Source organism: Tepidimonas sp., assembly GCF_036825565.1.
In the GTDB taxonomy this organism is placed as follows: domain Bacteria; phylum Pseudomonadota; class Gammaproteobacteria; order Burkholderiales; family Burkholderiaceae_C; genus Tepidimonas.
In genome coordinates, this window is record NZ_DAISXZ010000013.1 from 16,915 (window position 1) to 35,055 (window position 18,141).

Annotated in this window: 21 protein-coding genes; 5 read left to right on the forward strand and 16 right to left on the reverse strand. The window is 70.1% G+C overall.

Features of this window, described 5'->3' with window-relative positions:
• Positions 1 to 4: 4 nt before the first annotated feature.
• The 8 genes from fabF to V7026_RS03475 form a co-directional block, all read right to left on the reverse strand.
• Entirely contained in the window at positions 5 to 1,249 is a 1,245-nt protein-coding gene (gene fabF / locus V7026_RS03440) for a beta-ketoacyl-ACP synthase II (protein WP_334153888.1), read from the reverse strand.
• 6 nt (positions 1,250 to 1,255) lie between these two features.
• A complete protein-coding gene (gene acpP, locus V7026_RS03445) occupies positions 1,256 to 1,495 on the reverse strand; it encodes an acyl carrier protein (protein WP_068606668.1) in 240 nt (79 codons plus the stop codon).
• Between the two features lie 86 nt (positions 1,496 to 1,581).
• Positions 1,582 to 2,331 (reverse strand): 3-oxoacyl-ACP reductase FabG, encoded by a 750-nt coding sequence (gene fabG, locus V7026_RS03450; RefSeq protein WP_334153889.1) that lies wholly within the window; start codon positions 2,329 to 2,331, stop codon positions 1,582 to 1,584.
• Positions 2,332 to 2,380: 49 nt separating this feature from the next.
• Positions 2,381 to 3,334, reverse strand: coding sequence for an ACP S-malonyltransferase (gene fabD / locus V7026_RS03455; RefSeq protein ID WP_334153890.1), 954 nt, complete (start codon positions 3,332 to 3,334; stop codon positions 2,381 to 2,383).
• Positions 3,335 to 3,362: 28 nt separating this feature from the next.
• The gene (locus V7026_RS03460; RefSeq protein WP_334153891.1) at positions 3,363 to 4,382 is read right to left on the reverse strand and encodes a beta-ketoacyl-ACP synthase III; all 1,020 of its coding nucleotides are present in this window, start codon (positions 4,380 to 4,382) and stop codon (positions 3,363 to 3,365) included.
• Between the two features lie 40 nt (positions 4,383 to 4,422).
• Positions 4,423 to 5,475, reverse strand: coding sequence for a phosphate acyltransferase PlsX (plsX, locus tag V7026_RS03465; RefSeq protein ID WP_334153892.1), 1,053 nt, complete (start codon positions 5,473 to 5,475; stop codon positions 4,423 to 4,425).
• Between the two features lie 56 nt (positions 5,476 to 5,531).
• The gene (gene rpmF, locus V7026_RS03470) at positions 5,532 to 5,714 is read right to left on the reverse strand and encodes a 50S ribosomal protein L32 (RefSeq protein WP_068606675.1); all 183 of its coding nucleotides are present in this window, start codon (positions 5,712 to 5,714) and stop codon (positions 5,532 to 5,534) included.
• A gap of 99 nt (positions 5,715 to 5,813) precedes the next feature.
• Entirely contained in the window at positions 5,814 to 6,455 is a 642-nt protein-coding gene (locus V7026_RS03475; protein WP_334153893.1) for a YceD family protein, read from the reverse strand.
• Positions 6,456 to 6,594: 139 nt separating this feature from the next.
• Between V7026_RS03475 and pdxH the strand changes: the two genes are divergently transcribed.
• Positions 6,595 to 7,227: a pyridoxamine 5'-phosphate oxidase gene (gene pdxH / locus V7026_RS03480; RefSeq protein WP_334153894.1), complete on the forward strand. Its 633-nt coding sequence runs from the start codon at positions 6,595 to 6,597 to the stop codon at positions 7,225 to 7,227.
• A gap of 14 nt (positions 7,228 to 7,241) precedes the next feature.
• On the opposite strand, the gene V7026_RS03485 is transcribed toward pdxH, so the two are convergent.
• The 6 genes from V7026_RS03485 to V7026_RS03510 form a co-directional block, all read right to left on the reverse strand.
• Positions 7,242 to 7,547, reverse strand: a complete 306-nt coding sequence (locus tag V7026_RS03485) for an ACT domain-containing protein (RefSeq protein ID WP_334153908.1) — start codon at positions 7,545 to 7,547, stop codon at positions 7,242 to 7,244.
• A gap of 64 nt (positions 7,548 to 7,611) precedes the next feature.
• Complete coding sequence (gene folK, locus V7026_RS03490) at positions 7,612 to 8,088, reverse strand: 2-amino-4-hydroxy-6-hydroxymethyldihydropteridine diphosphokinase (RefSeq protein ID WP_334153895.1); 477 nt, start codon at positions 8,086 to 8,088, stop codon at positions 7,612 to 7,614.
• Entirely contained in the window at positions 8,081 to 9,694 is a 1,614-nt protein-coding gene (gene pcnB / locus V7026_RS03495) for a polynucleotide adenylyltransferase PcnB (RefSeq protein WP_334153896.1), read from the reverse strand. The genes folK and pcnB overlap by 8 nt, the downstream gene beginning before the upstream one ends.
• Entirely contained in the window at positions 9,691 to 10,365 is a 675-nt protein-coding gene (locus tag V7026_RS03500) for an HAD family hydrolase (RefSeq protein WP_334153897.1), read from the reverse strand. Before V7026_RS03500 ends, pcnB begins: the two co-directional genes overlap by 4 nt.
• A 122-nt stretch (positions 10,366 to 10,487) precedes the next feature.
• Entirely contained in the window at positions 10,488 to 11,174 is a 687-nt protein-coding gene (hda, locus tag V7026_RS03505) for a DnaA regulatory inactivator Hda (RefSeq protein WP_334153898.1), read from the reverse strand.
• A complete protein-coding gene (locus tag V7026_RS03510; RefSeq protein ID WP_334153899.1) occupies positions 11,175 to 12,278 on the reverse strand; it encodes an AI-2E family transporter in 1,104 nt (367 codons plus the stop codon).
• Positions 12,279 to 12,348: 70 nt separating this feature from the next.
• Between V7026_RS03510 and purM the strand changes: the two genes are divergently transcribed.
• Positions 12,349 to 13,380: a phosphoribosylformylglycinamidine cyclo-ligase gene (purM, locus tag V7026_RS03515; protein WP_334153900.1), complete on the forward strand. Its 1,032-nt coding sequence runs from the start codon at positions 12,349 to 12,351 to the stop codon at positions 13,378 to 13,380.
• Positions 13,381 to 13,438: 58 nt separating this feature from the next.
• Here the strand turns inward: purM and V7026_RS03520 are convergent, their stop codons facing one another.
• On the reverse strand, positions 13,439 to 14,290 hold the full coding sequence (locus tag V7026_RS03520; RefSeq protein WP_334153901.1) for a SirB1 family protein: 852 nt from the start codon (positions 14,288 to 14,290) through the stop codon (positions 13,439 to 13,441).
• Positions 14,291 to 14,294: 4 nt separating this feature from the next.
• Positions 14,295 to 15,857: a murein biosynthesis integral membrane protein MurJ gene (murJ, locus tag V7026_RS03525; protein WP_334153902.1), complete on the reverse strand. Its 1,563-nt coding sequence runs from the start codon at positions 15,855 to 15,857 to the stop codon at positions 14,295 to 14,297.
• A 36-nt stretch (positions 15,858 to 15,893) separates the two neighbouring features.
• Here murJ and V7026_RS03530 point away from each other — a divergent pair, with 36 nt between their 5' ends.
• From V7026_RS03530 to V7026_RS03540, 3 genes are read left to right on the forward strand one after another with little or no spacing between them, the layout of a single operon-like run.
• Positions 15,894 to 16,751, forward strand: coding sequence for a 3',5'-nucleoside bisphosphate phosphatase (locus tag V7026_RS03530; RefSeq protein ID WP_334153903.1), 858 nt, complete (start codon positions 15,894 to 15,896; stop codon positions 16,749 to 16,751).
• Positions 16,752 to 16,768: 17 nt separating this feature from the next.
• Positions 16,769 to 17,404 (forward strand): L-threonylcarbamoyladenylate synthase, encoded by a 636-nt coding sequence (locus tag V7026_RS03535; RefSeq protein ID WP_334153904.1) that lies wholly within the window; start codon positions 16,769 to 16,771, stop codon positions 17,402 to 17,404.
• A 34-nt stretch (positions 17,405 to 17,438) separates the two neighbouring features.
• Positions 17,439 to 18,107, forward strand: a complete 669-nt coding sequence (locus V7026_RS03540; protein WP_334153905.1) for a site-2 protease family protein — start codon at positions 17,439 to 17,441, stop codon at positions 18,105 to 18,107.
• Positions 18,108 to 18,141 lie beyond the last annotated feature (34 nt).

The following is an 18,141-nucleotide window of genomic DNA, read 5'->3' on the forward strand; positions in this document are numbered from 1 at the left end:
GGGATCAGACGCGCTTGAAGACCAGCGTGCCGTTGGTGCCGCCGAAGCCGAAGTTGTTCTTCAGCGCCACGTCGATGCGGGCATCCCGCGCCGTGTTGGCGCAGTAGTCCAGGTCGCATTCGGCATCCGCCTCGACCAGGTTGATGGTAGGCGGAATCTTCTGGTGATACACGGCGAGGACGGTAAAGACGCTCTCCAGCCCGCCCGCGCCGCCCAGCAGGTGGCCGGTCATCGACTTGGTGGAGCTGACGACCATGCGGCGGGCATGATCGCCCAGCGCCGCCTTGATGGCGTTGGTCTCGTTGACGTCACCCAGCGGGGTGGAGGTGCCGTGCGCGTTGAGGTAATCCACCTGGTCCGCATTCACGCCGGCGTTGCGCAGGGCGTTGAGCATGGCGCGCCGGGGACCGTCCATGTTGGGGGCGGTCATGTGACCCGCATCGGCGCTCATGCCGTAGCCGACCAGCTCGGCATAGATCTTGGCGCCGCGCGCCTTGGCGTGCTCGTACTCCTCCAACACCAACACGCCGGCCCCCTCACCCAGCACGAAGCCGTCGCGATCCTTGTCGAACGGGCGCGAGGCGGCCTGCGGATCGTCGTTGCGGGTGGACAAGGCCCGCATCGCGGCAAAGCCGCCGATGCCCAGCGGGGAAACCGTCGATTCCGTCCCGCCGGCGATGACGACGTCCGCATCCCCATACTCGATCATGCGCCCCGCTTCGCCGATGCAGTGCAGGCCGGTGGTGCAGGCGGTGACGACCGCCAGGTTGGGGCCTTTGAAGCCGTAGCGCATGGACACGTGGCCGGCCACCATATTGATGATGGAGGCGGGCACGAAGAACGGCGAAATGCGGCGCGGCCCGCGGTTGGTGAGTTCCGTGTGCGTCGCCTCGATGAGCGGCAGGCCGCCGATGCCCGAGCCGATCACGCAACCGATGCGACAAGCTTCGTCCTCGGACAGCGCCTCGCCCACCGGCAGACCCGCGTCGGCCACGGCCTGGGCCGCGGCGGCGATGCCGTAGTGGATGAAGGTGTCCATCGTCCGCGCCTCCTTGGGCGCGATGTAGGACTCGAGGTCGAAGTTCTTGACCTCACCGGCGATCTGGCAGGCGAAGGCGCTGGCATCGAACTTGGTGATGCGGTCGATGCCCGAGCGACCCGCGAGCAGATTGGCCCAGGCCGCCTCCACCGTGTTGCCCACGGGACCGACGCAGCCCAAGCCGGTCACGACGACACGGCGGCGGCTCATGGGGAATCAGGCCTTCTGGTGCGCCTTAGCGTAGTCGATCGCCTGCTGCACGGTGGTGATCTTCTCGGCGTCCTCGTCGGGAATCTCGATGCCGAACTCGTCTTCGAGGGCCATCACCAGCTCCACGGTGTCGAGAGAGTCGGCACCCAGATCGGCGACGAATGCCTTCTCGGGGGTGACCTGGCTCTCCTCCACGCCGAGTTGCTCGGCAATGATCTTCTTCACACGTGCTTCGATGTCGCTCATAGTTCCCTCTGCGGGTGGTTGAAAACAGCCCCGGCATTGTAGCGGCCCCGCCGCTGCGGGCCCACCAGCCGGCGATCGGACGGTGGTCAGGCCATGAACATGCCGCCGTTGACGTGCAGTTCTTGACCGGTGATGTACCCGGCCTGCGGGCTGGCCAAAAAGGCCACCGCATGCGCCACGTCGGCCGGTTTGCCCAGATGGCCCAGCGGAATCTGCGCCAGCAACGCCTGCTGTTGCTCCGGCGGGAGGCTGGCGGTCATGTCGGTTTCGATGAAGCCCGGCGCCACGCAGTTGACCGTGATGCGCCGGCTGCCCAGCTCGCGCGCCAGGGCGCGCGTCATGCCCGCTACCCCGGCCTTGGCCGCTGCATAGTTGGCCTGCCCAGGATTGCCCGAGGCGCCGACGACGCTGGTGATGTTGACGATGCGGCCGTAGCGCTGCTTCATCATCGGGCGGATGGCGGCGCGGCACAGGCGGAACACCGCCTTCAGGTTGGTGTCGAGCACCGCATCCCAGTCCTCGTCTTTGAGGCGCATGGCCAGCATGTCGCGCGTGATGCCAGCGTTGTTGACCAAAATGTGCAGCGCCCCGTGCTCTTTGACCAGGGCGTCCACCAGCCCCTCGGCGGCGGGAGCGTCGTTGACGTCCAGGCACGCGCCGCGGCAGCCCTCGAAGCCGGCGAGCGCCTGCGTGATGCGCTGGGCGCCTTCCTCGCTGGTCGCGGTGCCGACGACGCGCACGCCACGGCCGGCCAGCTCGCGCGCAATGGCCGCGCCAATGCCGCGCGACGCGCCCGTGACCAGGGCCACCTGGCCCGCGAAAACCGGTTCAGACATGGGTCGATTTCCTCCTGCGTGTTCGATGGGATGGCCAGCGGCGCACGGATCAGCCCGCCAGCAGGGCTCGCACTTCGGCCAGCGTCGCGGGGTCGAAGAGGGTGGCGGCCTGCAGCTCGGGCGCGATGCGCTTGGTCAGCCCGGCCAGCACCTTGCCGGGGCCGCACTCGACGATGGCCTGCGCGCCGCGCGCGCGCAGCGCCTGCACGCACTCCACCCAGCGCACGGGGCCGGCGGCCTGGCGCACCAGCGCGTCGCGGATGCGCACCGGATCGGTCTCGACCGCGACGTCGATGTTGTTGACGACCGGAATCACCGGCGTCTGGATGGCCACCGCGGCCAGCGCCGCGCGCAGCGCCTCCGCCGCCGGGCGCATCAGGCTGGAGTGAAACGGCGCCGACACCGGCAGCGGCAGCGCACGCTTGGCACCGCGCGCCTTGAGCACCTCGCAGGCCTTGTCCACCGCGGCCTTGGAGCCGGCGATGACGGTCTGCGCCGGGTCGTTGAAGTTGACCGCCTCGACGACCTCACCGCTGTCCGGCGCAAACGCGGCTTGCGCCTCGGCGCAGCCAGCGCGCACCGCCTCGGCGTCCAGCCCCAGGATGGCCGCCATCGCGCCAGCCCCCACGGGCACGGCCTGCTGCATGGCCTGCGCGCGCAGCCGCACCAGCGGCGCCGCCTGCGCCAGCGTCAAAGCCCCGGCCGCCACGAGCGCCGAGTACTCGCCCAGCGAATGGCCGGCCACGGCGATGGGGTCCGCCCCGCCCTCGGCCTTCCACACGCGCCAGGCGGCAACACCGGCCACCAGCATCACCGGCTGCGTGTTGGTGGTCAGCGCCAGCGCCTCCTTGGGCCCCTCGTGGATCAGGCGGCCCAGGTCCTCGCCGAGCGCGTCGGAGGCTTCCTGCAGCGTGGCGCGCACCACCGGGTGGTCACCCCAGGCGTCGAGCATGCCCACCGATTGCGAGCCTTGGCCCGGAAACACGAATGCGAACGTCGTCATTTTGCGAATGCTCCCGCGTGTTGTGTCGTCAGTAGCGCACCAGCGCCGAGCCCCAAGTGAAGCCGCCGCCCACCCCTTCCAGCAACAGCAACTGCCCCGGGCGCACCTGCCCGGCGCGCACCGCGTGGTCCAACGCCAGCGGAATAGACGCCGCCGAGGTGTTGCCGTGCTCATCGACGGTGACGACGACCCGCTCCAGCGGAAGTTTGAGTTTGCGCGCCGTGCTCTGCATGATGCGGATGTTGGCCTGGTGCGGAATCAGCCAATCGACATCGGCCTCGATCTTGCCGGCCTTGCCCAGCGTGGTGCGAGCCGTTTCCTCCAGCACACCGACCGCCAGCTTGAACACCGCCTGCCCGTCCATGCGCAGCAGCGGCTCGCCCAGCACCTGGCCACCGGCCAGCGTGCCCGGCACGCACAGAATGCCGGTGTGGCGGCCATCGGCATGGATGTCGGTGGCGAGCACGCCGGGGCCGTCGCCGCCGTGCTCGGTCGCTTCCAGCACCACCGCACCGGCGCCGTCGCCGAACAGCACGCAGGTGGTGCGGTCGTCGAAGTCGAGGATTCGCGAGAACACCTCCGCCCCCACGACCAGCGCGCAGCGCGCGCTGCCGGTGCGGATCAGCGCGTCGGCCACCGTCAGCGCGTAGATGAAGCCGGTGCATACGGCCTGCACGTCGAACGCCGCGGCGCCGATCGGCCCTTGCGCACCGGCGGCCTGCGCCGCCTCGTGCAGCTTGCGTTGCAGGATCGTGGCCGTGGACGGAAAGACCATGTCCGGCGTCGAGGTCGCCACGACGATCAGGTCCACCTCGTGCGGCTGGCGGCCGGCGGCGGCCAGCGCCTTCAGGCTCGCCTGCAGCGCCAGGTCGCTGGCCATTTCGCCGTCGGCGACGAAATGGCGCGCCCGGATGCCGGTGCGCTCGACTATCCAGGCGTCGCTGGTCTCGAGCCCTCGCGCGGCGAGCAGGGCCGTCATGTCGTGGTTGGTCAGGCGCTTGTCGGGCAGGTGGCTGCCCGTCCCGGTGATGCGGGCGTACAGACTCATCGGCGATCAGATTCCTGGCAATGGACGACGGGGCGCCCGCTCAGAGGGAGATGGCGGCCGGCGACTCGCCCGACGGCGTCGCCATCAGGGGCGCCGCCCGGGCGATGCGGCTCTGCACGCGCTCGAGCAGCCGAGCCTCGGCCGCATCATACGCGCGCCGCAGCGCCTGCTCGAAGGCAAACGCATCGGCCGAACCGTGGCTCTTGAAGACCAGTCCGCGCAGGCCGAGCAACGCCGCCCCGTTGTAACGGCGGTGGTCCACGCGGCGCTTGAAGCGCGCAAGCACCGGCCACGCCACCAGCGCCGCCAACCGCGAATGCCAGCCGCGCCCAAACTCCTCGCTCAGGAAGGCCCCGATCATGCTGGCCAGGCCTTCGCTCGCCTTGAGCGCGACATTGCCCACGAAGCCGTCGCAGACGACGATGTCCGTGGTGCCCTTGAAAATGTCGTTGCCCTCGACGTTGCCGTGAAAATTGAGGTCGCCGCGGGCGGCCGCCTCGCGCAACAACTGGCCTGCGCGCTTGATGACGTCGTTGCCCTTGATGACCTCTTCACCGATGTTGAGCAGGCCCACACTCGGGTTTTCGCGGCCGTTGGCGGCGACCAGGGCCGAGCCCATGACGGCAAACTGCAGCAAATGCTCCGCGGTGCAATCGACGTTGGCCCCCAGATCCAGCACGGTGGTCGCACCGCCGGCCGCGTTGGGCATTTGGGTGGCGATCGCCGGGCGGTCGATGCCATCCAGCGTCTTGAGCACATAGCGCGCGATGGCCATCAGCGCCCCGGTGTTGCCGGCCGAAACCGCCACATCCGCCGCCCCGTCCTTGACCTGCGCGATAGCCGCGCGCATGGACGAGTCTTTCTTGCGACGCAGAGCGACCTCGACGGGGTCGTCCATCTCGACAACCTCCGCCGCGGGCACGACGGTACAACGGCTGGCATCCAGCCCTGGCGGCAGCGCGGACAGCGCTTCGCGTCGCCCCACCAGAAGCAGGCGCGCCTCGGGGTGAGCCGCCAAGAAGGCCGCGCAGGCCGTCAGGGTCACGGAGGGGCCGTGATCCCCCCCCATGCAATCGACGGCGATCCGAATCACGGCAGCTTCAGGCGACCGCACGCAAGACGCCGCGCCGCCCATATCCGCCGTGGAGATCAAGCCTCGGACTTGTTCTTGAGCACCTGGCGGCCGCGGTAAAAGCCGTTGGGGCTGATGTGGTGACGCAGGTGCGTCTCGCCCGTGGTGGGCTCGACGGCGATGCCCGGCGCCGACAGCGCATTGTGCGAGCGGTGCATGCCGCGCTTGGACGGCGACTTCTTGTTTTGCTGAACGGCCATGATCGGTTCCTGGAATACGGGTGCTGCCTAAGAAAATCCTGCATTATACCCGGACAGTCCTTGCAGACACAACCGCCGCAGGCGGGCCGTCCCCTTCGCTCAGGGGCGGCGCCCTGCCTTCAGGGTCGCCAGCACCTCGAAGGGATTCGGACGCGATGCGGGCGACGCGGGGGCCGCGGCCTGCCCGTCCGCCCCCAAGACATCGCCCACCGCCAGCGGCAGGGGGCGCGGGCACACCTCGTGCAGCGGCACCAACGGCGCGGCCAGCAGCAGCTCCTCCTCCACCAGCTCCAGCAAGGGGTAGCGGGGGCCATCCAGCACCAGCAAATCTTCCTCGCAGGTTTCGTCTTCCGCCTCGGCCGCGGCCTCGTTGGCGACGAAGCGGAACCAGCGATCCACCATCACCGGCTGCCAGTACGGCTCCAGACAGCGCTGACAAACCAGCGGCACCCGACCCTCGGCCTGCAGATGCAACCACAACTGCCGCGGCACCGCCGCGCGCCGCCCACCGGCCAGCGCACGCACGGCCGCCGCCACCGCCGGCGGCGGATCGCGCCATTCGGCATGCACGCGCCAGCGGACGGCCTCCTGCGCCTGCCCGGGCAGATCGGGGGCGTCGGCCAGCACGCGGGGCAGGCGGATCAGGGCAAACACCCCCGACAGGCCATCGCCGCGGCGCGTCAGCGCATCGACGTCGATCCAGTCGTGGGGCTCGGCGGCATGGGGGTTGGGGGCACTCATGGGGCGGATTATCCCCCCGAGACCGCACAGAAGGCCGTCAAACGGCGACCAACCTGGCCAACCCACCGGCCGCCGTCGGGCCACCACAGCGCCATCCCAAAGCCGCCATCCATGGGATCTGCCGTGCCATACTGCCGCCATGAACATCGCCGACATGCGCAAGAGCTACGAAAAGGCCGAGCTGAGCGAGGACGCCTCGCACGCCGATCCGCTGCGGCAGTTCGACCAATGGCTGCACGAGGCCATCCGCGCCGAACTGCCCGAGCCCAATGCCATGACACTGGCCACCGTCGGCAGCGACCTGCGGCCGAGCACCCGCGTGGTACTCATCAAGGGCTACGACAAGCGCGGCATCGTCTGGTACACCAACTACGACAGCCGCAAGGGCCGCGAGCTGGCCGGCAACCCCTACGCGGCGCTGCAGTTCCACTGGGTGGAGTTGGAGCGCGTAGTACGCATCGAGGGCGTGGTCGAGAAGGTCGGCGCCGAGGAAAGCGACGCCTACTACGCCAGCCGCCCCTTGGACAGCCGCATCGGCGCCTGGGCCAGCCCTCAGAGTCAGGTAATCGACGGCCGCGGCGTGCTGTTGGCCAACGCCGCCAAATATGCCGCGCAATTTTTAATGAACCCGCCTCGGCCGCCGCACTGGGGCGGCTTTCGCCTCAAACCGGACGCCTGGGAGTTTTGGCAGGGCCGCAAAAGCCGCCTGCACGACCGGCTGCGCTACCGGCTGGAGAGCGGGCGGTGGGTTCGGGAGCGGCTGGCCCCTTGAGCGCGTCACCCGCGTCAAGCCGGGCGGCGTGCTGGCGCCTCCTGCTGAAGCGCGCGCAGAGCCGACAGTGCGGCATTGGCCCGCTCCACCGGCACAAAGAGGTGGTCGTGGAAGGCCCCGGCCACCACATTGCAGCTCACGCCGATGCGGAACGGCACCGGGTATCCGGCCTGCAGGGCCTGGGACTCGGGCAGCATCAGGGTCAACCCCTCCGACTCCGCTACCGTGACCACCGGCGACAGCGCCCGCCCATCCGTCCCGGGCGGGGCGACGCAGTCAGCGTGCGTGCCGTCATGGAGCTTCGGCTCCATGGAGGCCAGAAGGGTGGCCCAATCGGCGCACTGGGTGTGCTCATGACAGAGTGTGTCGTCCGCTGTCGAAAGATCAGAACGGCAGGGCTATCGGCTCGATGGCCTGGCCCGCCACCGTCGTCAGCGCATCAGCCGGCACCCGGTCGGGTGCAATCTGTGCCAGCGGCATCAGCACGAAAGCGCGCTGCCCCATGCGCGGGTGGGGCACGGTAAGGTGCGGGGATTGGATGCGCGCGCTGCCGTAGAGCAGCAGGTCCAGATCCAGCGTGCGCGGGGCATTGCGATACGGTCGCTCGCGGCCGGCACGGGCCTCCAGCGCGTGCAGCGCCTGCAACAGCGCGGGGGCGCTCAGATGGGTGGACACCGCGGCGACCGCGTTGCAGTAGTCCGGCCCGTCGGCATCCACTGGCGCCGTGCGCCACAGGCCCGAAGCGGCGCAGCGCCGTGTCTGCGGCAGCTCATCCAGCCACTGCAGCGCGGCCCGCACCTGGGCTGGGGCGTCGCCCAGGTTGGCGCCGATGCCAATGTAGGCCGTGACGGCGTCACGCATCGGGTGCCCCGCCATCAGCCAGGGCGCCCCCACCCTCCCCGCCGCCAGCGGGCTTGCGCCGGCGCCGGCGGCGCTTGCGCGGCGCGGCCGGGCCTGGCGCCTCGCCATCCGGACCGTCCGGGGTCGGCGCCACCGCCTCCGGTACGGCGGGTGCGGCGGGCGCCATGGCCTCGTCCCCGGTGGGGTCGTCGGCGCGCCGGCGGCGGCTGCGCGGGGTTTTGCCGGGCGCTTTGGCGCGCTGCTGCTCCAGCCGGACGGCCTCCACCATGTCGCGCCGCACGGCTTCGCCCGCCAGGCTGAAGGTCTCCCACCAGTGCGAGAGTTCTTCCTCCACCTCGCCCACCTGCGCACGCAGGCGCAGAAAATCGAAGCCGGCCCGAAAGCGCGGCTGCTCGACCAACGTGAAGGGACTCTGCCCCGTGCGCTTGTCGAAACGCGGCTGCATCATCCAGATCTCGCGCATGTCGGCGCCGAGCTTGCCGCGGCCGGAGACATCGCCGATGCGCGACTCGAACACCTCGTCCACCGCCTCGGCCAGGGCCGGAAACGGCGGCACCCCCTCGCCCAGGCGACGCTGCCAGGCCGTGCGCACGTCCTGCCACAGCACGCAGGCGAGCAAAAAGCTCGGTGCCACCGGCTTGCCCTCGGCCACGCGGCGGTCGGTGTCCTGCAGCGCCGCGCGCACGAAGGGATCCTCCCCCCGCTCGACCACCACATCCAGCAGCGGGTAGATGCCGCGCGCCAGCCCGTTGGCGCGCAGCGCCTCCACACTGGCGATGGCGTGCCCGGTCTGCAGGAGCTTGAGCATCTCGTCGAACAGCCGGCTGGGCGGCACGTCGGCCAGCAGCGGCAGGTGCGCCGCCATGGGCGCGCGGGTTTTGTCGTCGAGCTTGAAGCCCAAGCCGCTGAGCTTGGCCGCAAAACGCACGGCGCGAATGATGCGCACCGGATCCTCGCGGTAGCGGGTGGGCGGGTCCCCGATCATGCGCAGCACACGCTTGCGGGCGTCGCGAATGCCCTGGTGGAAATCGACCACGGTTTCGGTCTCCGGGTCGTAGTACATGGCGTTGATGGTGAAGTCGCGCCGCGCCGCGTCCTGCTCGATCGGCCCCCAGACGTTGTCGCGCAGCACGCGGCCGCTGGCGTCCACCGCCAGCGACACCCCGGCCAGGGCGCGTTTGGAGCGCTCATCCCCCACCACGGGCTCGGCCGCCGCCGAATCCAGGTAAGCCCGGAAGGTCGAAACCTCGATGACCTCGTGCTCGCGCCCGCGGCCGAACACCACATGCACGATGCGAAAACGCCGCCCGATGATGAAGGCGCGCCGAAACAGCGCCTTGACCTGCTCCGGCGTGGCGTTGGTGGCAACGTCGAAGTCCTTCGGCCGCAAACCCAGCAGCAGGTCGCGCACCGCGCCGCCCACGATGTAGGCCTCGTAGCCCGCGCGTTTGAGGGTGTGCACCACGTCCAGCGCCCGGCCATCGACCAGCGAGGGGTCGATGCCGTGCACAGACACCGGCACGTCCTCGCGCTTGCCAAAGCGGGACCGGCGCAAGGTGGGGCGCACCGTCTTGCCCAGCAGTTTGTCGATCAGCGTCTTGATCATGGGAGAGGGTCAAACAGATCCAGGATACGCCAGCCTCGCTCGCGCGCCAGTTGACGCAACCCCGCCCCCGGATTGGTGGCGACCGGCACGTCGGCGCGCTCCAGCAGGGGCAGGTCGTTGGTGGAGTCGGAATAAAAGGTCACATGCACGCCGTCCCAGTCCAGCCCCTGGGCCGCCAGCCACTGCGCCACGCGCGTGACCTTGCCCTCGCGAAACGAGGGCAGACCGCGGATGGCCCCGGTGATCCAGCCGTCGGGGCCGCGCTCCAGCTCCACGGCGATCAGCGTCTCGACCCCCAGCGCGTGGGCAATCGGCCGGGTGACGAACTCGTTGGTGGCGGTGACGATGGCCACCCGGTCGCCACGCTCACGGTGCGCGGCCAGCAAGGCGCGAGCAGCGGGCCGGATCGCCGGCTCGATCACCTCGGCCATGAAGCGCGCATGCGCCTCGGCGGCCGCCTGCGGGCCGCGCACGCGCACCGCGTCGGTGGCAAAGCGCACATAGGCATGCACATCCAGCCGGCCCGCTTGGTAATCGGCAAAAAAGGCATCGTTGCGCCGCGCAAAGTCCACCGGATCGGTCCACCCGATGCGGGTGGTGAACTCGCCCCAGGCGTAGTCCGAATCGAGCGGCAGCAGCGTGTGGTCCAGGTCGAACAGGGCGACGCCCACCCGCGCCTCCGTCCTCTGTAGAGGGGGCGCAGCGGGTGACGACACGGGTACGGCGGTCGGGGTCATCGTAGCGGGGCAATCCATCGGCGTCATTTGGCGGTCAATGCACGGTCGATACGCACTCACTCGGCGGCGAGCATCGCCCGCACCAGCGGGATGGTGATGGCGCGCTGGGTGCGCAGCGCATAGCCATCCAGCCGGTCCAGCAGCGCCATCAGGCTGGACAGATCGCGCGCAAAGCGGTTGAGCATGAAGTCCATGACCTCGTCAGACAACGCGATGCCCCGGGCATCGGCTGCGCGACGCAGCACGGCGCGGCGCGCCGGCTCGTCCAGCGGTCGCAATTGAAACACATGGCCCCAGCCCAGGCGACTGCGCAAATCCTCGCGCAGCGGCAGATCGGCCGGGGGGCGATCGCCGCACGCCAGCACCGCACGCTGCGGCCCGACCGCCGGGGACTGGGCGTTGACGAACCAATTGAAGGCCGCAGCCTGCTGAGCAGCCGTGTAGAGCTGCACATCGTCCAGCAGCACGGCCGCCCAGCGTTCGTCGAAAGGCGCCGGGCGGGTCACCTCGGCCCCCAGCCAGCCCACCGACTCGCCCTGCCCCAGCAGCGACTGGGCCACGGCACGCAGCAGGTGCGTCTTGCCGCTGCCAGGCGGCCCCCAACAGTAAATGGGCAGCGGCGGGCGCGGCTGCGCCTGAACCCACAGCCGCAGGTGCTCCCAGGCCGGCTCGTTGCCATCGGGCACGAAGTTGGCCAGGGTCGGCATGGGCGCCAGCCCCAGGTCGAGGACGAGCTGCTCCACTCAGTCCTCCTCCGGCGAGCGCGCCGCGTCGCGCGGGCGGTACAACGGGCTGCTGACGTACAAGCCCTGCACGCGCCGCACGGCCACCAGCAGCACCGCCGATGCGGGCAGCGCGATCAGCACGCCCACGAAACCAAACAGGTGCCCAAACGCCATGAGAGCAAAGATGACACCGATGGGGTGCAGCCCGATACGCTCGCCAACCAGCCGGGGGGTGAGAAAAAAGCTCTCGATCACCTGCCCCGCCCCGTACACCGCCGCGACCAGCAGCACGCCCAGCAGGCTCTGAAACTGCAACAGCGCCGCGAGCAGGGCCAGCACCAGCCCCAGCCCAAAGCCCAGATACGGCACGAACACCGCCAGCCCCGTGAAGACCCCGATGGGCACCGCGAGCTTGAGACCCACCAGCGCCAGGGCGACGGCGTAGAACACAGCCAGCGCCCCCATGACCAGCAACTGACCGCGCAGGTACTGTCCCAGGACAGCATCGGCCTCGGCCAAAAACCGCCCGACGGCCGGGCGCCACGGCGGCGGCACCAGCGCCCGGCAGCGCGTCACCACCGCATCCCAGTCGAGCAGCAGGTAGTAGGCCACCACCGGCATCAACACCAAATTGCCCAGCACCGCGAGCATTGCGCTCCCGCCGATGCGCAGCGACGCCAGCACATGGTCCAGCAACTGCCCTTCGTGACCGCTGATCAGGCGCCGCAGCAGCGCACGCACACCCTCCACGTCGATGGCGATGTCGAACCCGTGGCGCTGCGCCAGCGGCACCAGCCAGGCGTTGAGCCGCTCCAGCAGCGGAGGAATCTGCTCGCGCAGCAAGGGCCACTGCTGGGTGACGACCGGCACGATGATCAGCACCACCGCCAACAGCACCAGCATCAGCAGGGCGATGGCCAGGCCGGCGCCCAGCCACTGCGGCACCCGGCGCGCGGCCAGCCACACCACCACCGGCCGCAGCGCGTAGGCCAACACCGCCGCGACCACGAACGGCAACAACACCGGCGCGAGCAGCGACACCCCCCACCAGCCGGCGACGGCCAGGGCCAGCCACAGCAGAACCTGTCGTTGGGAATCGGTCAGCAGCATCGGGGCGGTCACGGCGGCGGGCAAACGCCCCCATCGCGGCCGACCGGGGCACCCGTACAATCGCGGGGATTCTACCGACCCCATGAACACGACACCCCTCTCCTACAAAGACGCCGGCGTGGACATCGACGCCGGCGACGCGCTCGTCGAGCGCATCAAGCCGCTGGCCCGCCGCACGCTGCGCGAGGGGGTGCTGGCCGGCATCGGCGGCTTCGGCGCGCTGTTCGAGGTCCCCAAGCGCTACCGCGAGCCGGTGCTGGTCAGCGGCACCGATGGCGTCGGCACCAAGCTCAAGCTCGCCTTCGAGTGGGACATGCACGACGGCGTCGGCATCGACCTCGTGGCGATGAGCGTCAACGACGTGCTGGTGCAGGGGGCCGAGCCGCTGTTCTTCCTCGACTACTTCGCCTGCGGCAAGCTCGACGTCGACACCGCCGCGCGCGTGGTGGCCGGCATCGCCCGCGGCTGCGAGGCGTCCGGCTGCGCGCTGATCGGCGGCGAGACCGCCGAGATGCCCGGCATGTACCCGCCCGGCGAGTACGACCTGGCGGGGTTCTGCGTCGGCGTGGTGGAAAAGTCGCGCATCCTCACCGGCGCCGACGTGCGCGCCGGCGACGTGGTGCTGGGCCTGGCCTCCAACGGCGTGCACTCCAACGGCTTCAGCCTGGTGCGCAAATGCCTGGAGCGCGCCGGCGCCAACCTGCCGGCCGCGCTGGACGGCCGGCCGCTGCGCGAGGCCATCATGGCCCCGACCCGGCTGTACGTCAAACCCGTGCTCGCCGCGCTGCAGCAACACCCGATCAAGGCGCTGGCGCACATCACCGGCGGCGGCCTGCTGGAAAACATCCCGCGTGTGCTGCCCGAGGGGCTGGCGGCGCACCTGGTCAAGGGCAGCTGGCCGCAGAGTGAGCTGTTTGGCTGGCTGCAGCGCACCGCCGGCATCGACGACCACGAGATGAACCGCACCTTCAACAACGGCATCGGCATGGTGGTGGTGGTCGCGGCCGATCACGCCGACGCCACGGCGGGAACCCTGCGCGCGCAGGGCGAGACGGTCTATCCCATCGGCACCATCGCGCCACGCGGCGACGGTGCCGCCGTCGTCGTGCGCTGACGGGCCCAGCGTCCGCGGGGGGCCGCCGCCTCCCCATCCATCCTCCAACCCCTCGCCGTCAGGCCGCCCCGCCGCGCAGCTCGCGCACGCGCTGAGCGATCGCATCCGCTTCCAGCAGATCGTCGGCATGGGCCAGATACGCCTCCAGATCCAGCAGCGCCCGGCTGGGCTGCCCCAGTTCGGCCCAGGCCAGCCCGCGATCGCGCACCTCGGTCCAGGCCTCGGGCAGCAGCACGATCAGGCGGTCGAGCACGGGGATCAGCCGTTGCCAATCCTCCTGCGCGCGGTGGATCTCCTTCAGGTTGCGCAGCACCCGCGCCACGATGTCGCGCGGCGCCGCGGCCTGCAGATACAGGCCCACCGGCACATCGAAGTCGTCCACCAGCCCGTTTCGGCGCTTGTAGGGCTCCAGCCGCTCGGCCAGATCCTCGCGGCTGAGGGAGTGGCCGGTGAACGGATCCAGGATCACCTGCCCCTGCGGCAGATTGACCTTGACCAGAAAATGCCCGGGGAAGTTGACCCCAGCCGCGCGCAAACGGATGCCCTGCGCCAGCTCCAGCCAGATCACCGCCAGGCTGATCGGGATGCCCCGCCGGGTGCGCAGCACCGTGTGCAGATAGCTGTTTTCCGGGTCGTAATAGTCGTTGACGTTGCCGCCAAAACCCAGGTCGTGAAAGAAAAACTGGTTGAGCACACGCAACCGGTGCAGGTGCCCCGCATCCGCCGGCAGGCGCCGGCGCAGCCGCTCGAGCAGCCGGTCCACCCCGTCGAGCACCGCCTGGACGTCGAGATCGGGATACTCATCCAAAGCAACGGCGGCTGTGGCCTCCAACAACGGAAACCCCTCGTCCTGCGCCACCAGAGAGGCGAAGTAATCGAGCGAAGAAGGTGCCCGCGCGGCCCAGTTCATGCCATTACTTTCGCACAAACTGGCGCAACGGCAAACCAGCCAGGGCCAACACCCCAAAATAGGCTGCACCGGCCCCCAGCACGCCGGCGGTCAGTACCGCCGCGCGCAATGCGCGACCGTCGGGGTGGGTCCAGTCATACGCCTGCGCCAGCCACAGCAGGTACACCGCCAGCACCACGGCGGCGGCCAGCACCTGCAGGGCAAAACGGCCCCACCCCGGCTGCGGCACATAGGCCCGCCGCCGCACCAGCCCGGTCAGCAGCCACCCAGCATTGAGCAGCGCCCCCAGCCCAATCGCCAGCGCCAGCCCCGCGTGGGCCAGATGCGGCACCAGCACCGCATTCATCACCTGGGTGGCGATCAACACCACCACGGCAATGCGCACTGGCGTGCGGATGTCTTGCCGGGCATAGAAACCCGGCGCCAGCACCTTGATGGCGATCAGCCCGAGCAGACCCACGCCATAACCCGTGAGCGCCAGCGCGGTCTGCCGCACATCGGCCGCCGTGAAAGCACCGTAGTGGTACAGCACCGCCACGAGCGGCTGGGCAAACACCAGCAACCCGACGGCGCTGGGCACGGCCAGCAGCACCACCCAGCGCAACCCCCAGTCGAGCAGGCGGCTGTACCGATCCCCATCCCCCGCGGCCTGCGCCGCCGCCAACTGCGGCAACAGCACCACCCCCAGCGCCACCCCCAGCAGCGCCGTAGGAAATTCCATCAACCGGTCGGCATAGGTCAGCCACGACACGCTGCCCGTGGCCAGATGCGACGCGATCTGGGTGTTGATCAGCAGGGACACCTGGGCTACGCTCACCCCCAGCAGGGCCGGCCCCATCAGCGTCAGGATGCGGCGCGTGCCCGGGTGCTGCCAGCCGGCGCGCAGCCCTGCGCGGGTCAACCGCACACGGGGCAGCAGCCCCAGCCGCGCCAGCGCGGGAATCTGCACCCCCAGCTGCAGCACACCCCCTAGCATCACGCCACCGGCCAGGGCATAGATGGGCTCCAGGCCCCAGCGCCCCAGCGCCGGCGCCCCCCACCATGCCGCGGCGATCATGGCCACGTTGAGCAGCACCGGGGTCGCGGCCGGCACCGCAAAGCGCCGCCAGGTGTTGAGGATGCCGGCGCTCAGCGCCACCAGCGACATGAAGCCGATGTAGGGGAACATCCAGCGCGTCAGCACCACGGCCACGTCGAAACCGTGCGGGTTTTGCTGCAAGCCCGCCGCCATCGCCCACACGAGCAGCGGGGCGCCGACCACCCCGACCACGCACGTCAGCAGCAGCGCCGCGACCAGCAGCGTCGCCACGCGGTCGATCAGCTCGCGCGTGGCGGCGTCGCCATCCGTCTCGCGCGTGGCGGCCAGCACCGGCACGAATGCCTGCGAAAACGCCCCCTCGGCAAACAAGCGGCGCAGCAGATTGGGGATGCGAAACGCGACATTGAAGGCGTCGGTCAGCGCGCTGGCCCCGAAGGTGGCGGCGATCAGCAGCTCCCGCACCAGGCCGGTGATGCGCGACGCCAGCGTCAGCAGCGAGACGATCGAAGCGGATTTGAACAACGACACGGCGCGAGTGTAGCCGCGCGCCTACAATGGCCCGACATGACCATCCTGAACGCCGATCTGCACTGCCACTCCACGGTTTCCGACGGCACGCTCGCGCCTGAGGCGCTGGCCGAGCGCGCCAAAGCCAACGGGGTGGAGCTGTGGGCGCTGACCGACCACGACGAAGTCGGCGGTCAGCACCGGGCTGCAGCGGCGGCCCAGGCGCTCGGCCTGCCCTATCTGAGCGGTGTGGAAATTTCGGTCACCTTCGCCGGCCTGACGGTGCACATCGTTGGCCTGGGGGTGGACCCGGACGATCCCCAGCTCGTGCAGGGCCTTGCGCACACGCGCGCCGGGCGCGAGCGGCGCGCGCGCGAGATGGCGGATCAGCTCGCCGCCGTCGGCATCCGGGGCGCCTTCGAAGGCGCGCTCAAGTACGTGGGCAATCCAGAGCTCATCTCGCGCACGCACTTTGCGCGGTTCCTGGTCGAGACGGGCGTCTGCCACGACACGCACGAGGTGTTTCGGCGCTTTCTGACCGAGGGCAAACCCGGCCACGTCGAACACCGCTGGGCCACGCTGGGCGACGCCGTGCGCTGGATCACCCAGGCCGGCGGCATCGCCGTCATCGCCCATCCGGCGCGCTATGCCCACCCCAACCCGACGCAAGAGTACGCGCTGTTCGCCGAATTCGCGGCGCACGGCGGCCGGGCGGTAGAGGTGGTCACCGGCAGCCACAGCAGCGCCGAGGCCGTGCGCTATGCCGACATGGCCCTGGAGTTCGGGCTGGCCGCCTCGCGCGGCAGCGACTTCCACAGCCCCGACGAATCGCACACCGACCTGGGCGCCCTGCCCTACCTGGACGGTCGACTGACCCCCGTGTGGGAGCTGCTGGCCCACCGCATCCGGCACTGACGCCGGGGACGACGCGCATGGCCCAGTTTTTCGAAGTCCACCCGGACAACCCGCAAGCCCGCCTGCTGCGCCAGGCGGTCCAGGCCCTGCAAGGCGGCGCCGTGCTGGCCGTACCCACGGACTCCAGCTACGCCCTGGTGTGCCACCTGGACGACAAGGCAGCCGTGGAGCGGCTGCGGCGCATCCGCGATGTGGACGAGCGCCACCACCTAACGCTGCTGTGCCGCGACCTGTCCGAGCTGGCCGCCTATGCGCGCGTGGACAACCGCCAGTACCGGCTGCTCAAGGCCGCCACCCCGGGACCGTACACCTTCATCCTGGAGGCTAGCAAGGAAGTCCCGCGCCGCGTCAGCCACCCCTCGCGCAAGACCATCGGCCTGCGCGTGCCCGAACACCGCGCCCTGCGCGAACTGCTGGCCCTGCACGGCGCCCCCCTGCTTGGCACCACGCTGATCCTACCGGGCGACGAGGGGCCGTTGAACGATGCGCACACCATCCGCGAACGGCTGGAACACGCCGTGGCCGCCGTCATCGACGCCGGCGCCTGCCCGCTGGAGCCGACCACCGTCGTCGATCTGACGCCCATGGGCACCGGCGGCGACCCCGAGGTGCTGCGCATCGGGCGCGGACCGCTCGCACCGCTGGGCCTGTAAGGCCCGCACCCGCGCCACCTGCGACAATCCCGTCATGGACCTGGCCCAGATCATCCAGACCGTCGCAATCTACGCGCTGCCGGTGCTATTTGCCATCACCGTGCACGAAGCCGCGCACGGCTACGCCGCGCGCCATTTTGGCGACTCGACGGCCGAGCGGCTGGGCCGCATCACGCTCAACCCCATGCGGCACATCGATCCGATCGGCACCATCGCCATGCCGCTGCTGCTGTACTTCGCCACGGCTGGGGCCTTTCTGTTCGGGTATGCCAAGCCGGTGCCGGTCAACTTCGGTCGATTGCGCCACCCCAAGCGCGACACGGTCTGGGTGGCTCTGGCGGGCCCGGCGGCCAATCTGGCGCAGGCCATTGCCTGGGCCGCTGCGGGCTATTTGCTCGTCGCACTGGACGTGCAGGAGCCCTTCTTCAACGGCATGGCCCGCGCAGGCGTCCTGGTCAATCTGGTGATGTTCGCCTTCAACCTGTTCCCGCTGCCGCCGCTGGACGGCGGGCGCATCCTGGTCGGCCTGCTGCCCATGCGCCCGGCCATGACGCTGTCGCGCGTCGAGCCGTATGGCTTTTTCATCGTCCTGGCGCTGGTCGTGACCGGCGTGGTCAGCACCCTGTGGCTGCGCCCGCTCATGCAGATCACCGCCCAAGCCATCGAGTGGCTGCTCACGCCGCTGCGCTGGCTGCTGTTCTGAGTGCGGGCCCCGGCCCGCTCCACCCCCACCGCAG